The organism is Micromonospora krabiensis (assembly GCF_900091425.1).
GTDB classification, from domain to species: domain Bacteria; phylum Actinomycetota; class Actinomycetes; order Mycobacteriales; family Micromonosporaceae; genus Micromonospora; species Micromonospora krabiensis.
In genome coordinates this window covers 6,307,480-6,322,104 of record NZ_LT598496.1, presented here as the reverse complement: position 1 = coordinate 6,322,104, position 14,625 = coordinate 6,307,480, and the positions used below count along the sequence as shown (strand labels likewise).

The following is a 14,625-nucleotide window of genomic DNA, read 5'->3' as shown; positions in this document are numbered from 1 at the left end:
GCATCTGGGGGTCCACCAGACCCCCGGACGGAGGCGTACGGAGCAGCATGCTCGACATGGAGTTGATCCGGAAGGATCGCGAGGCGGTGGCGACCGCGCTGGCGAAGCGACTGGATCCCGCCGAGGTCAACCGGGCCCTGGACGAGATCCAGCGGCTCGACCAGGAGCGCCGCGCCCTGATCACGGAGATCGACGCCGAGCGGCAGCGCCGCAAGGCGGAGGCACGGGCGTACGCGGAGGCGAAGCGGGCCGGCGTCGAGCCGCAGGTCGGTGCGGCCGACGCGGAGCGCAAGCAGCTCGCCCAGCTGGAGTCCGAGCTGGACGAGGTGCAGTCCCGGCTGCGCACCACCATGAGCGAGCTGCCCAACCTGCCCGCCGACGACGTGGTCGCCGGTGGCAAGGAGGCCAACCGGGTCGTCCGGACCTTCGGCGAGCAGCCGGCCATCGAGAAGGTCCGCGACCACGTGGAGTTGAGCCGGGCGCTCGGCCTGGTCGACCACGAGCGGGGCGTCAAGCTGGGCGGCTCCGGCTTCTGGATGTACACGGGCGTCGGCGCCCGGCTGGAGTGGGCACTGGTCAACTGGCTGATCGAGCAGAACATCCAGGCGGGCTACGAGTTCCTGCTCCCGCCGCACCTGCTGCTGGACAGCGCCGGCTTCGCGGCCGGGCAGTTCCCGAAGTTCTACGACGACGTCTACCACCTGGACAAGCAGTCCGCCCCGCGCGGCCAGTTCCTGCTGCCCACCGCGGAGACGGCGATCCTCGGCGCCTACCAGGACGAGATCCTGGAGACCGCGAAGCTGCCGCTGAAGGCGTTCGCCTACACGCCGTGCTACCGGCGCGAGGCCGCCGGCTCGCACTCCGACGAGCGCGGCACGGTGCGCGGTCACCAGTTCAACAAGGTGGAGATCTTCCAGTTCACCCTGCCGGAGCAGGCCGACGCCGCGCTGGAGTCGATGGTCTCGCACGTGGAGGGCCTGGTCGGCAAGCTCGGCCTGCACTTCCAGACCAGCCTGTTGGCGGCCGGCGACTCCAGCGCCTCGATGAAGAAGACCCTCGACGTCGAGGTCTGGATGCCGAGCACCGGCAAGTACAAGGAGGTCTCGTCGGTCTCCTGGGGTGGCGACTACCAGGCCCGCCGGGCGGCCATCCGCTACCGGGAGCCGGGCGGCAAGCAGACCCGCTTCGTGCACACGCTGAACGGTTCGGCGCTGGCGACCAGCCGGCTGTTCCCGGCGATCCTGGAGCAGTTCCAGCAGCCCGACGGCTCGGTCGTCGTGCCCGAGGTGCTCCGCGACAAGCTGGGCGTCGACCGCCTCACCCCGGGCGCCTGACCCGCCCGGGGCGGCGCCGGAACCGCACGATCGCGGCGAGGGTGAGCAGGGCGGCGAGGGTGGCCAGGAGCGCGGTGGGGCCCAGCGCGGTCACGGCCTCGGCCAGGGCGCGTTGGGCTCTCGTCGCGGCGCTCACCACCGGGTCGGTCAGGGCGTCGCGGTGGCCGGCGGCCAGGCGGGCCTCGTACCAGCCGTACCACGCCACGTAGCCGCCGGCGACGGTCAGCACCAGACCACTCAGCCGGGGCACCAGCGCGCCGGCGCCGCGCAGCCGGGCGACCAGACCGTCGCGCACCAGCGCCACGCCGAGCGCGGCCACCGCGACCACCAGGCCCATCCCGAGGGCGTACGCCCCGAACAGCGCGAGCCCGCGCGGCGCCGACCCGGCCCGCAGGCTCGTCACCACGGTCGCCAGGAACGGGGCGATCGCGCAGCCCAGCGAGGTGACCGCGTACGCGGCGCCGAACAGCACGGTGGACGGCCAGGACCCGGTGAGCCGCGGCGCCCGGCGGAGCGGGCCGGGAGCGGGCAGCGACCGGCCGGCGAGCAGCCAGCCGCCGGCCGCCACCAGCAGCAGCCCGAGCACGACCGTGATCCAGGGCAGCTGCGGTCGCCACCACTCGGCGAGTGGCGCCACGGCCAGACCGAAGGCGCCGAAGACCAGCACGTACCCGAGGGTCAGCCCGGCGGCGGCGGTGAGGGCGCGGCCGACGGCGCCCCGGTTGCCCGCCGGGCCGGCCACCAGCAGCGACAGGTACGCCGGCAGCATCGCGAAGCCGCACGGGTTGACCGCGCCGAGCATGCCGGCGGTCAGCGCGAGCAGCAGCCCGCCGGTCATCGGGGCGCGCGGACCGGTTGACGAGGGCGCGCCTCAGGCCCGCCCGGCGGCGTCACCGACGCGGGCCGGTGCCAGGGTGGGCCGGGCGTCATCAGCGGGCCAGTTCGGCGAGCCGCGCGGTGAGCGCCTCGCCGTCGAGGAAGCCCTGGTGGACGACCTTCCCGCCGCGGTCGATGATCACGAAGGTGCTCTGCTCGACCACCTCGAAGCGCCGCCAGAGCGCGCCGGCCCGGTCGTCGATCTGCGGCGTCCCGGCCAGTTCGAACTCGGTGACGAAGTCCTTCATCGCTCGCTGTTCGCCGAGGCCGGCGACGCCCACGATCGGTACCCGGTCGCGGTAGGCCGGTGCCACCTCGGCCACCGTCCACGCCTGGCTGGCGCAGGTCGCGCACCACGGCGCCCAGAACCAGAGCACCACCGGCCGGCCGGCGAGCGCGGCCCCGGAGAAGGGCGCCCCGTCCAGCGTGGTGCCGGTGAAGGCGAGGGTGTCGGGCACCCGCGCGGGCGTCGACGATGCCGCCGGCGGGGAACCTGCCGCCACGGCCGGTTCCGGGGGCGGTGCGCCGTCGGCGCGCGGCTCACCAGTCGCGCAGGAGGTGCCGGCCGCGAGCGTGGCGAGCAGGGCGACGACCACGGCCAGGCCCCGTGCCCCGGCCGGGCGTGCGTGTTCTCCGCCGTCCACGGTCGACATCGCGTCTCCCCTCGTCGTGGCCGCTACTCGGCCTTGGCCAGCCGCAGGGCCAACTCCGGACAGACCTTGACCGCCTTCATCGCGCCCTCGCGCAGCCAGGTCGGCACGGGGGTCGGCGGGAAGGCCGGGTAGCCGTTGCCGTCGAGCCGGATGAAGTCGGGCACCACGTGCGCGCAGAGCCCGTGACCGTCGCAGCGGGACCAGTCGAGGGTGAGCTTCTGCGGGTTGTCGTCGGGCGCGCCGGGCAGCCCCATCACGGCCCGCACCCGCCGGCCACACCCCTCGCCGGTCGAGTGCAGGCGCAGGTCCTCGGCGAACACCTCGATCGCGGAGAGCGCGAACCGGGCCGTACCGTCGGGGTGGCTGCACGCCCCACGACCCTTCACCTCGCCCGCGGCGGCCCGCACGACGTCGGCCGGTTGACTGCCGGCGACCGCGAGGTCCACCGCGCGGGCCAGGTCGGGCAGGCCCATCTTGCACGGGCCGCACTGGCCGGCGGACTCACCGGCGAGGTAGCGCACCACCTGGGCGGCCTCGCCGAGCGGGCAGGTGTCGGCGCCGAGGGGGATGATGATCCCGGCTCCCAGCGTGCCGCCGACGGCGGCGAGCCCCTTGCGGGAGATCTCCGCCCGGTCCGCCGCCTCCGCGCTGATCCACTTGCCGTGGTAGCCGCCGGTCAGGATGCCCGGGCCGTCGGGCACCTCGCAGAGATCGAGGATGTCGCGCAGCGGGGTGCCCGCGGCACACTCGACGACCGCCGGTCGGCCGGCCGCGCCGGTCACCGTGAGCAGCACGGTGCCGGGCTCGTCGTCGGTGCCGAGGGCGGCGTACTCGTACGGGCCGAGCCGGGCGGCGACGGCCAGGTGGGCGTACGTCTCCGCGTTGGAGAGCAGGGTCGGCAGCCCGCTGACGCCGGAGTCGCTGGCGCGCTTCTTGGTGCCGGGCGGGATGTGCGGAAGCCCGTTGATCCCGTTGACCAGGGCACCGCCCTCGCCGGAGATGAAGCGGTGCGGCACGGTGACGATGGTGGTCGGCACCGGCATCCGGCGCTCGGCGAGGGCGTCCATGAGCGACTCCCGCCCCACTCCGTCGTCCGCGACGCCGAGCACGATCTCGTCCGCGTCCAGCGCGTACGCGGCCAGGGCCGCGCCGTCGAGGATCAGGTGCGGGGCCCGGGTGAGCAGCACCTTGTCCTTCCAACTGCCCGGCTCGCCCTCGGTGGCGTTGACCACCACGACGGCGCTCAGGTCCTGCCGCTCGCAGGACTCCAGCACGGCGCGCAGCTTCCGGGCGAACGGGAAGCCGGCCCCGCCCTTGCCCTTGAGCTGGATGCCCTCGGCGAGGCGGAGCAGGCTCGCCGGCTCCATCGGACCGAGCGGGCCGTGCACCTCCTCGTGGGCGGCGTGGTCCAGCCGGCCGAACTCCGCGAAACCGGCGGTCAGTCGGGGCTCGCCGACGCACGCGACCGGTGGCACGGTCGTCCGAATCACTTCGCCTCACCCCGCAGCCCGGCCCAGTACGCCCCGTCCACCGCGTCGGCGTTGGCGTTGGCCCGCTTCCGCCGGCCGGACCGGCCCTCACCGGCCGCCCGTCGGGCCCGCCGCGACGCGAGGTCGACCAGGGTCGGGGTGTCGTCGACCGGCACCGGGGGCGGCTCCGGCGCGTAGCGGGCCGGCGGCCGCCAGTAGTCCGGCTCCTCCGGCACGTCCTCCTCGGCGCTGTGCCGGCCGGCGCCGCTGCGCGGCTCGACGGAGATCGGGGTGCCGGAGACCGGGCCGGCCGAGACGGGACCGGCCGAGATCGGTTCCGCCGACACGGGCTCGGCGGCCTCCCACCGGCGCGGGCTGGTCCACGGCTCCTCCGGCTCGTCGCTGCGGCGGCGGGACGTGGTGGCGTACCGCGCTGCGTCGACCTCGTCGTCCGCCCGGCGCCGCCGCGACCGGCTCGGCTCCACCTCCTCCGACGGGGTGCGGGACCGGGTGACCGCCGGCTCCTCGGCGCGGCGGCGACGCGACCGGGTGGTCTCCACCTCCTCCGACCGGTCCCGGGACCGGCTCGGCGTCGGCTCGTCCGCGCGGCGGCGACGCGACCGGGTGGGCGCGGCCGTCTCCTCGTCGCGCTGGCGGCGGCCGGGCCGCACGGGCTCACGCAGCGTGCCCGGCTCGGGCACCACCGGCACGGTGAACCGCTCCGGGTCGTGGCGGCGACCGCCGGCCGGCACCGACAACTGGGCGGTGGCCTGCGCCCACTCGGCCTCGCGGCGCTCCCGGGCGGCCTGCGCGGCCAGCTTGGCCTCGGCGCGCCGGCCCAGCCCGGCCAGCACGGACCGGCCGCGCCCGTCGTCGGTGGAGCGTCCGACGAGGGCCTGGTTCATCGCCGCGGCCTGGTGCTGCTCCCGGCTGCGCCGCCCGAGGGTCACCGAGAGCCGGACCAGCAGCGCCAGCGCCACCAGCAGCAGGCAGGTCAGGTAGCTGACCATCACCCAGGACTTCGCGGGACGACCGGCGTACAGGCCGTGCAGCAGGGCGAACGGCCAGGCGACGTACGCCGTGGAGTGCAGTGTCCGCCAGAGCCACTTCGGACCGACGCCGGCGAACCGGGCCCGGATGATGCCGGTCCAGAGCACGCTGACCATCAGCAGAGCGGCCACCGTGCCGAGCCCCACGTAGAGCCCGCTGCCGGACACGAACGGCACGACCGCGTCCGTGCTCGCCGCCCGCCCGGTGGCGATCTTGGTGAGGACGTGGAACAGGAGGCCGACGACGCCGAGGACGCCGGTCGCCCGGTGCGCGGACTGGAGCAGCACCCGGTGCCGGATCAGCAGCACCAGCCGGTCGGTGGCGAGCAGTCCCAGCATCACGGTGAGGCTCAGCGAGACCAGGGTGACGACCCCGGCGAAGAATTCGGTGAAGAAGAAGCCGTACGCGTAGGCGCGCTGGCCGGCGCCGGTGAGCATGACGGCCGCCCACAGCGCGGCGAGCGCGGAGACGATCAGCACGGCCATCGAGGACCGGGACCGTGCCCGCACTCCGCGACTGCTGGTGCTGCTCCGGACCGTCGTCGCCTTCTGGTTCTGCTTTGCCCGGGCCATCTGCTCCTCGATCGTCCAACGGCGGCGCACCACCGACCGACCCGCTCCCCCCTCCAGTACGGAGCGACGGCGTGGACGGATCACCGACGGCGGAGAAATTTCCTCCGCCGGATCGAACCGGGCGGGGTGACCGCGCGTGTAGGCGGGATCGCCGCAGGTCGGGGCGCTCCGGAGGGCAGCGACACATGTCCATGCGTTGACAGTCACTGCAATACGCTTGTAACCTTTCGGAAAATTTCAGCCGTGGCTGCAAGTTCCCGGCAAGCACGGCTGACTCCCCCGCTGTGCCACGCCTCCCACCCCACCCCGTCAGGAGCCCCCGATGCATCGACGCCGATGCCGCGCGGCGGTCCTCACCGCCGCCGTGCTCGCCACCCTCCTCGCCCCGACCGCCGTGACGGCACCCCCGGCCGCCGCGGCCCCCGCCGGCACCAAGAAGGTCATCGTCCAGCTCTTCGAGTGGAACTGGCCGTCGGTCGCCGCCGAGTGCCAGAGCACCCTGGGCCCGAAGGGCTACGGCTACGTGCAGGTCTCCCCGCCCCAGGAGCACGTACGCGGGCCCCAGTGGTGGGTCGCGTACCAGCCGGTCAGCTACCGGATCGAGTCCCGCAAGGGCACCCGCGCGCAGTTCCAGTCCATGGTGAACACCTGCCACGCGGCGGGTGTGAAGGTGATCGTCGACGCGGTCGTCAACCACATGTCCGGGCAGGACGCGGGTGGCACCGGCTGGGCCGGGTCGACCTACGGCCACTACGACTACCCGGGCATCTACCAGACCCAGGACTTCCACCACTGCGGCCGCAACGGCAACGACGACATCGCCAACTACAACGACCGGTACGAGGTGCAGAACTGCGAACTGGTCAACCTGGCCGACCTGCGCACCGAGTCCGACTACGTACGCGGCCGGCTCGCCGCGTACCTCAACGACCTGCTCGCCCTCGGCGTCGACGGGTTCCGGATGGACGCGAGCAAGCACATGCCGGCCGCCGACATCGCGGCCCTGCGGTCGCGGCTGTCCCGGTCGGCGTACATCGTGCAGGAGGTCATATACGGCGCGGGCGAGCCGATCCAGCCGGGCGAGTACACCGGCAACGGGGACGTGCACGAGTTCCGCTACGGCAAGGACCTGGCGCGGGTGTTCCGCTCGGAGCGGCTCGCGTACCTGCGCAACTTCGGTGAGGGCTGGGGCCACCTGCCGAGCGGACCGGCCGCCGTCTTCGTGGACAACCACGACACCCAGCGCGACGGCGGTGTGCTGACCTACCGCGACCGGGGCATCTACGCGCTGGCCAACGCGTTCATGCTGGCCTGGCCGTACGGCTCCCCCACCGTCATGTCCAGCTACACCTTCAGCGGCCGTGACCAGGGGCCACCCTCGGACGCGACCAACAAGACGCTGAACACCGCCTGCTACTCGGGTTGGGAGTGCGAGCACCGCTGGCCGGTCATCGCCAACATGGTCGGCTTCCGCAACGCCACCGAGGGCGCCGGTGTCGCCAACTGGTACGACAACGGCAACAACCACATCGCGTTCAGCCGGGCCGGCAAGGGCTACATCACGATCAACGACGAGGACGCGGCGATCAACGGACGGTCGTACTCCACCGGCCTGCCCGCCGGCCGCTACTGCGACGTCATCCACGGCACCTTCAGCAACGGCTCGTGCAGCGGACCGGTGATCACCGTGGACGGCAACGGCTGGTTCGCCGCCAACGTCCCTGCCCACGACGCCGTGGCCATCCACGTCAACGCCCGCCTCTGACCCCCGCCTGGAGTGTTGATCAAGAGGTTCGCGTCAGCATCCGGCCCCGGACTGACGCGAACCTCTTGATCGCCGGAGTGGTCCGAGGCCCCGAGGGCGGGGCCGGGGGTGGGTTTTGTGAAGGTGGGGTCTGCGGGCGGGTATCACCCTTAGAGTGATTTTCGTGCCGTTTGACCGAATGATCGCTCCCGGTCGTCGTCGCTGGCTCGTCGCCGGCGTGGGCGTGCCGGTGCTGCTGGTGGCCGCGTTCCTCGTCGGCCTGACCCTCACCCCGACCGCGGAGCCCACGAACCCGCAGGGAGCAGTGGCCACCGCGTCCGCGGCCGCGCCCGCGGACGCGGACGTCGATCAGACACCGGACGAGCCGGTCCCGTCCGCCGCGCCCGCGCCGGCGAACCTGCCGACGGTCACGTACGACCCGGCGCCCGGCGGCTTCCCCGCCGACCCGGCCACCATGGACACCGTTGCGCTGACCGAGGGGCTGCACCCGACCCGGCGGATCGCCGCCTACAACGCGCCCGGCGGCAAGCCACTGGCCTTCCTCGCACCGACCATCAGCGGCGTCGAGGTGACCATGCCGATCGCCGAGCGTCGGACCGGCTGGACCGCCGTGCTGCTGCCCTCGGCCAACCGGCGGCTGGCGTGGGTCCCGGCGGGCGGGTACGAGACCGTCGAACTACGCGACCAGATCGTGGTCGAGCGCCGCCTGCACCGCCTGACCTGGTACCGGGAGGGTGCGGCGGTCCGCACCTGGCCGGTCAGCCTCGGCCAGCGCGGGCAGGAGACGCCGCTCGGTCGTACGTTCATCCTCGGTCGGACCCCGCCGCCGCAGGACGTCTACGGCGGGGTGGACATCTTCGCCCTCGGCTCGGTGCCCGACGACCCCGACTCGGTGCCGACCGGTCTGCGCGGCGCGCACATCGGCCTGCACACCTGGTACCACGACCGCGAGCTGGGCAAGAGCACCACCAACGGCTGCATCCGGCTGACCCCGAGCGGGCAGCGGGAGCTGCTGGCCGAGGTGCGGCCGGGCAGCAGCGTGGTGGTCGTCGAGGAGCTTCCCGAGCCGCCGCCGACCGCCTGACCCCGCCACCGGCGACCGCCACCGCCACCGGCCCCGGCCCCGGCCGCCGGGAAGCCGGCCGGCCGCCGCGAGCGAGCCCGGCCGCGGGCTGCCTCAGTCGCCGAGCAGCCAACCGTTCTGCTCGGCGATCCGGACGGCGTCCGCGCGGTTGCGGCCGCCGGTCTTGCCGATCGCCGCGGAGAGATGGTTGCGTACCGTCCCCTCCGACAGGTGCAGGGCGCGCGCCAGGTCGGCGACGGTGCCGCCGGCCCGGGCGGCGCGCAGCACCGCGGTCTCCCGGTCGGTGAGCGGACTGGCCCCGGTGGCGAGCGTCTCCGCGGCCAGCGTCGGGTCGACCACCCGCAGGCCGGCGTGGACGCGGCGCACGGACTCGGCCAGTTGTCGGGCCGGGGTGTCCTTGACGACGAACCCGTTCGCGCCGGCCTCCATCGCGCGACGCAGGTAGCCCGGGCGACCGAACGTGGTGACCACCAGCACCCGGCAGCTGGGCAGCGCGGCCCGTAGGGCCACGGTCGCGGCGATCCCGTCCAGACCGGGCATCTCCACGTCGAGCAGGGCGACGTCCGGGGCGCTGCGCCGGGCCTCGGGCACCACCTCGTCGCCGCGCCCGACCTCGGCCACCACGGTGAGGTCCTCCTCCAGCGAGAGCAGCGCGGCCAGCGCGCCCCGGACCAGAGCCTGGTCGTCGGCGAGCAGCACGCGGATCGGCGCGCTCACCGCTGCTCCCCCGGCACGCCGACCCGGAGCCGGAAGCCCCGCCCGTCGGGGCGGCGGCCGACGGTCACCGTCGCGTCCTGCCGCTCCGCCCGCTCCCGCAGGCCCGTGAGACCGTGACCCGTCGCCGCCGCGTCCGGTGTCGGGCCCCGACCGTCGTCGGCGATCTCCACCTCGTCCGGGCGTACCCGGATCGTGCAACGCCGTGCCCCGCTGTGCCGGACCACGTTGGTCACCCCTTCCCGCACCGCCCAGGCGAACAGTTCGTCCCGCTCCGCCGGCAGCTCCGGCACGTCGTCCGGCAGCTCCGCAACGAGGCCCGCCGCGGCCAGCGCCGAGCGGGCACCGGCCAGTTCCTCGGCCAGCCGCACCCCGCGGTACGCCCCGACGGTCCGTCGCACGTCGGCCAGCGCCGACCGGGCCAGCCGCTCCACGTCCGCGATCTCGCCCGCCGCCCGGGCCGGGTCGACCGGCAACAGCCGACCGGCCAGCTCGGCCTTGATGGCCACCACGGTGAGCGAGTGGCCGAGGATGTCGTGCAGGTCGCGTGCGGTGCGGGCCCGCTCCTCGGCGACCGCCAGGCGCCCGATCTCCTGCTGCGCGGCCCGCAGTTCGCCGTTGCGCTGCGCCAGGGCGGACACCCCGAACATGGCGAACGAGGCGAGCAGCACGGCGAAGACGATCGTGCTCTCCCCGGCCCAGCCCGGCACCAGGTGGCCGGCGACCGGCGGGGTGAGCGCGGCCAGCACGACCACGACCAGCGCCCACGCCGGCGGGAGCAGGAACACGGCCGCCGCCGCGACGAAGACCAGAGTCGTCATCCAGTCGCCGTCGGTGCCGGGGATGCCGAGCACACCGAGGGCGAGCAACCCCAGCACGGCGGCCACCGCCCGGCGGCGCGGGATCGGCCGGCTGGCCTGCCGGTGGGACCGGGCCCACTCGAAGACCAGCACGTACGCCACGGCGAAGGCGACCAGCGTGCCCAGCCCGAGCGCCCGCCGCCACGGCTCGTCCTGCCGCAGCGCGGTCGCGAACGGCACGTTGAGGAAGAAGAGCCAGACCGCGGCCAGCAACCAGCCGGTGAGCCGCCACATGCGACTCCCCGGCTGGGCCCGACCCGTCGCCACGTCCATCGGGTCCACGCTAACGTCCGGTCCCGGTCAGACCCGGGCGGTGTCCCGGCGGAACAGCCGGGTCGCGGCGACCGCGAAGAGAACCGTCCACGCCACCAGGTTGGCGAGCGCCCCCAGGCTCACGCCGTCCCCCGTCAGCGGGGCGCGGGCCAGCTCGCCGACGCCGTAGACCGGGGTGAAGCGGGCGATGTCGGCGATGACCTCGGGCAGCACCTCGACCGGCACGAAGAGCCCGCCGAACATGGCCAGCACGGCCAGGATCGGCCCGATGAACTGCATCACGTTCTCGGCCGGCACCAGGTAACCGATGAAGAGGCCGAAGGCGGCGAAGACCAGCGAGCCGAGCCACGCCGCGACCCCGCAGAGCAGCCAGACGTCGACGGGGAGCCGGACACCGGCGGCGGCCCCGACGGCGAACTCCACGCAGACCGCGACCAGGCCGAGGACCATCGCGGTGGCGACCTTGGTGGCGACGTACGCGACCGGTCGCAGCGGGGTCAGCCGTAGCTGACGGCTCCAACCGAGGGCGCGCTCGGTGGCGACCGCCGCGCCCGCGCTGGTGGTGGCGACCATCGCCGCGTACACGGCGAGGCTGACCATCACGTACGCCATGACCGACCGGCCGTTGGGGAGCTGCTCGCCGCGCTCCGGCAGGCCGAAGATGAGGAAGAAGACGGCCGGCATGATCAGCGTGAACGCGAGCGTGCGGCGGTTGCGCAGCACCCGACGCAGCTCGATGCCGAGCAGGGCCGGGGAGAAGCCGCCCAGGGCGGGGGGACGGCGGGTGTCGGCGGTCGTGGCGGCGGCGCCGGCCGGCAGGGTGGTGGTCATCGTTCAGGCTCCGGTCCGGTCGGTGGTGAGGGCGAGGAAGGCGTCCTCGAGGTTGCGCGAGGTGATCTCGACGTCCCGGGCGGCGGTCCGGGTCAGCAGGTGCCGGGCGACCTCGTCCGAGTCGCCGGTCCGGACCAGCACGCTGTCGCCGCGCACCTCGACCGCGTCGACGCCGGGCAGCGCGGCGAGGACGGCCTGGTCGGCGCCGGGCAGGGTGGCCCGCACCAGCCGGCCGGCGGCCAGGTTCTTGATCTCGGCGGTGGTGCCGTCGGCGACGATCCGGCCCTGCCGGACCAGCACGATCCGGTCCGCGTACGCGTCGGCCTCGTCCAGGTAGTGGGTGGCGAAGATGACGGTCCGGCCGGACCGGGCGTCCCGCCGCAGCGCGTGCCAGAACTCGCGGCGCCCCTCGACGTCCATGCCGGTCGTCGGCTCGTCGAGCACCATCAGGTCCGGGTCGGGCAGCAGGGCCAGCGCGAACCGCAGCCGCTGCTGCTGGCCGCCGGAGCAGCGCCCGACCACCCGGTCGGCGATGTCGGCGATGCCGGCCCGCTCCAGCACCTCGGCGGCGGGGCGGGTGTGCCGGTAGAGGTTGGCGGTGAACCGCACCGTCTCGCCGACGGTCAGGTCCTTGAGCAGCCCGCCGGTCTGGAGCACCGCGGCCACCCGGCCGTGGGCGATCGCGTCCACCGGGCTGCCGCCGAGGACCCGCACCCGGCCGGCGTCCGGGCGGGCCAGGCCGAGCAGCATGTCGATCGTGGTGGTCTTGCCGGCGCCGTTCGGTCCGAGGAAGGCGACCACCTCGCCGGGCTCCACTCGCAGGCTCAGCCCGTCCACGGCGGTGACCGCGCCGAAGGTCTTGGTGAGGCCGCTCAGCTCGACGGCCGGATGCGTACTGGTCATGCCGGAAATGCTCCGCCGGTGACACGTCCGGCACCCGGAGCGCCCGTCACGTTCGGCCCGTGACATCTGTCAGGGCGGCCGGCGCCCCTCCCCACGGGCAGGACACCTCCGACGAGCAGGATTTCCGGGACGTCAGCCGGGTAACCGCCGGTGCCGCACCACGCGACGCCGGGGAGGACGCCATGAGCAGCACACCGAAGGGCAACGTCGACACCGTCGTCCTGATCCACGGGCTGTGGATGACTCCGCTCAGCTGGGAGGGGTGGGCCGCCCGGTACGCGCAGCGCGGGCTGCGGGTGCTCACCCCCGCCTGGCCCGGCATGGACGCCGACGTGCAACAGCTCCGGGACGACCCGAGCCCGATCGCGCAGCAGAGCATCGGCGGCATCGTCGACCACTACGAGCAGATGATCCGGATCATGCCCCGCCAGCCGGTCATCATGGGGCACTCGTTCGGCGGGCTGATCACCCAACTCCTGGTCGACCGAGGGCTCGGCGCGGCCGCGGTGGGCGTCCATCCCGCACAGATCAAGGGCGTGCTCAAGCTGCCGCTGAGCACCCTGCGGTCCTCCTTCGGCATCCTGCGCAGCCCGGCGAACCGGCACAAGGCCGTGCCGTTCACCCAGGACGACTTCCACTACGCGTTCGGCAACACGATGAGCCGGGCGGACTCCGACCGGGCCTGGCAGCGTTACGCCGTCCCCGGCGCCGGGCGGGTGCTCTTCGAGGGGGCCTTCGCCAACCTCGACCCGCGCTCACCCGCCCAGGTGGACACCCGGCGGGACGACCGGGCGCCGCTGCTGCTGCTCGCCGGGGGCGCCGACCACGTGGTGCCGCCGACGGTGGTCCGCAGCAACGCCGCGCTCTACACGAAGTCGCGGGCGCTGACCGCGTACCACGAGTTTCCCGGCCGCTCGCACTTCACCGTCGGGCAGGAGGGCTGGGAGGAGGTCGCCGACTACGCGCTGAACTGGGCGTTGGAGGCCGCCGCGCTCCCGCGTCGGGAGACCATCGCCAGCGAGAGCCCGCGCCGCTGACCGGAGCCCGGCCGGGGCAAGCTGGCATGGCGGGACGCTGAGGGGGTACCACGGAGCCATGAGGGCGAGCTTCCGGCTTGGCCGGGTCGCGGGCGTACCCGTCGGGGTCAACTGGAGCGTCCTGGTCATCTTCGCGTTGATCTGGTGGGGGCTGGCGGCCAACCAGTTCCCCCGCGCCTACCCCGACCGCCCGGGGGCCCTGTACGTCCTGTCCGGCCTGGTCGCGGCGGTGGTCTTCTTCCTCGGCCTGCTGGCCCACGAGGTGTCCCACGCGATCGTGGCCAAACGCAACGGCCTGGAGGTCGGCGGGATCACGCTGTGGCTGTTCGGCGGGGTGGCCGAGCTGCACGGCGAGGCGAAGGACCCGGGCGCCGAGCTGCGCATCGCCGGGATCGGGCCGCTGGTGAGCGCCTGCATCGGGCTGGTCTTCGGGGCGTTCGCCATCATCCTCGCCCAGGTCGACTACCGCGGCCTGCTGCTGGGTGTGCTGGCGTGGCTGGCCGGCATCAACATCCTGCTGGCGGTCTTCAACGCGCTGCCCGCCGCGCCGCTGGACGGTGGACGGCTGCTGCGCGCCGGAGTGTGGCGGTGGACCGGGGACCGGACGAAGGCGACCGTGGTCGCGTCCCGCGCCGGCTGGGCGCTCGGCGTGCTGCTCATCGGGCTGGGCCTCTGGCAGTTCCTCGCCGGGGTGGGCGTCGGCGGGCTGTGGCTGGCCCTGATCGGCTGGTTCCTCATCGGCGCCGCCAGCATGGAGGAGCGGCAGGCCCGGATGGGCAGCGCGCTGCGCGGCGTGCGGGTGGCCGACGTGATGACCCCGCAGCCGCAGACCGCGTCGGCGGAGATGACGGTGGCGGACTTCGTCGACAACTACCTGTTCGCGTACCGGCACTCGGCGCTGCCGCTGACCGAGGACGGGCGACCGGTCGGCCTGGTGACCCTCGACCGGGTGCGGGGCATCCCGGCGGACCGCCGGCCGCGCACGACCCTGGGTGAGGTCGCCTGCCGGGCCGACGACCTGGTGCTCGCCGAGCCGGACGAGCAGCTCAACGACCTGCTCCCCCGGCTCAGCCAGTGCGCCGACGGGCGGGCCCTGGTGGTGACCGAGGACCGGCTGGTCGGCATCGTCTCGCCCAGCGACATCAGCCGGGCCGTCCAGCGCAACACCCTGCGCGACCAGCCCGCCCTCTCCCGCCGCTGACCG

The 14,625-nt window shown here is 74.1% G+C and carries 13 protein-coding genes; 5 read left to right on the top strand and 8 right to left on the bottom strand.

Annotated features, from left to right (window positions below; all coding sequences use genetic code 11):
- Positions 1–47: 47 nt before the first annotated feature.
- A complete protein-coding gene (serS, locus tag GA0070620_RS29145; protein WP_091596162.1) occupies positions 48–1,334 on the top strand; it encodes a serine--tRNA ligase in 1,287 nt (428 codons plus the stop codon).
- On the opposite strand, the gene GA0070620_RS29140 is transcribed toward serS, so the two are convergent.
- From GA0070620_RS29140 to GA0070620_RS29125, 4 genes are all read right to left on the bottom strand, one after another.
- Positions 1,318–2,172 carry a cytochrome c biogenesis CcdA family protein gene (locus tag GA0070620_RS29140; RefSeq protein ID WP_091596160.1) on the bottom strand — a complete coding sequence of 285 codons (855 nt, stop codon included), beginning with the start codon at positions 2,170–2,172 and terminating at the stop codon, positions 1,318–1,320. The genes serS and GA0070620_RS29140 overlap by 17 nt on opposite strands.
- A 91-nt stretch (positions 2,173–2,263) precedes the next feature.
- Complete coding sequence (locus tag GA0070620_RS29135; RefSeq protein ID WP_091596157.1) at positions 2,264–2,863, bottom strand: redoxin domain-containing protein; 600 nt, start codon at positions 2,861–2,863, stop codon at positions 2,264–2,266.
- A gap of 23 nt (positions 2,864–2,886) precedes the next feature.
- Positions 2,887–4,353, bottom strand: coding sequence for an NADH-quinone oxidoreductase subunit NuoF family protein (locus tag GA0070620_RS29130; RefSeq protein WP_091596155.1), 1,467 nt, complete (start codon positions 4,351–4,353; stop codon positions 2,887–2,889).
- Complete coding sequence (locus tag GA0070620_RS29125; RefSeq protein WP_231922010.1) at positions 4,350–5,987, bottom strand: ferric reductase-like transmembrane domain-containing protein; 1,638 nt, start codon at positions 5,985–5,987, stop codon at positions 4,350–4,352. The genes GA0070620_RS29130 and GA0070620_RS29125 overlap by 4 nt, the downstream gene beginning before the upstream one ends.
- A gap of 289 nt (positions 5,988–6,276) precedes the next feature.
- Between GA0070620_RS29125 and GA0070620_RS29120 the strand changes: the two genes are divergently transcribed.
- A complete protein-coding gene (locus GA0070620_RS29120; RefSeq protein WP_091596153.1) occupies positions 6,277–7,719 on the top strand; it encodes an alpha-amylase in 1,443 nt (480 codons plus the stop codon).
- Between the two features lie 163 nt (positions 7,720–7,882).
- A complete protein-coding gene (locus tag GA0070620_RS29115; RefSeq protein ID WP_231922009.1) occupies positions 7,883–8,803 on the top strand; it encodes a L,D-transpeptidase in 921 nt (306 codons plus the stop codon).
- A gap of 93 nt (positions 8,804–8,896) precedes the next feature.
- Here GA0070620_RS29115 and GA0070620_RS29110 read toward each other — a convergent pair whose 3' ends face one another.
- The 4 genes from GA0070620_RS29110 to GA0070620_RS29095 are packed head-to-tail and all read right to left on the bottom strand — an operon-like array spanning position 8,897 to position 12,384.
- Positions 8,897–9,520, bottom strand: a complete 624-nt coding sequence (locus tag GA0070620_RS29110; RefSeq protein WP_091596149.1) for a response regulator transcription factor — start codon at positions 9,518–9,520, stop codon at positions 8,897–8,899.
- Positions 9,517–10,650 (bottom strand): sensor histidine kinase, encoded by a 1,134-nt coding sequence (locus tag GA0070620_RS29105; protein ID WP_157741729.1) that lies wholly within the window; start codon positions 10,648–10,650, stop codon positions 9,517–9,519. Before GA0070620_RS29105 ends, GA0070620_RS29110 begins: the two co-directional genes overlap by 4 nt.
- A gap of 27 nt (positions 10,651–10,677) precedes the next feature.
- Positions 10,678–11,481: an ABC transporter permease gene (locus GA0070620_RS29100; protein ID WP_091596145.1), complete on the bottom strand. Its 804-nt coding sequence runs from the start codon at positions 11,479–11,481 to the stop codon at positions 10,678–10,680.
- A 3-nt stretch (positions 11,482–11,484) separates the two neighbouring features.
- Positions 11,485–12,384 (bottom strand): ABC transporter ATP-binding protein, encoded by a 900-nt coding sequence (locus GA0070620_RS29095; RefSeq protein ID WP_091596143.1) that lies wholly within the window; start codon positions 12,382–12,384, stop codon positions 11,485–11,487.
- Positions 12,385–12,566: 182 nt separating this feature from the next.
- Here GA0070620_RS29095 and GA0070620_RS29090 point away from each other — a divergent pair, with 182 nt between their 5' ends.
- Together GA0070620_RS29090 and GA0070620_RS29085 are read left to right on the top strand one after the other, a co-directional pair.
- Entirely contained in the window at positions 12,567–13,421 is an 855-nt protein-coding gene (locus GA0070620_RS29090) for an alpha/beta hydrolase (RefSeq protein WP_091596141.1), read from the top strand.
- Positions 13,422–13,479: 58 nt separating this feature from the next.
- Complete coding sequence (locus tag GA0070620_RS29085) at positions 13,480–14,622, top strand: site-2 protease family protein (protein ID WP_091596139.1); 1,143 nt, start codon at positions 13,480–13,482, stop codon at positions 14,620–14,622.
- Positions 14,623–14,625 lie beyond the last annotated feature (3 nt).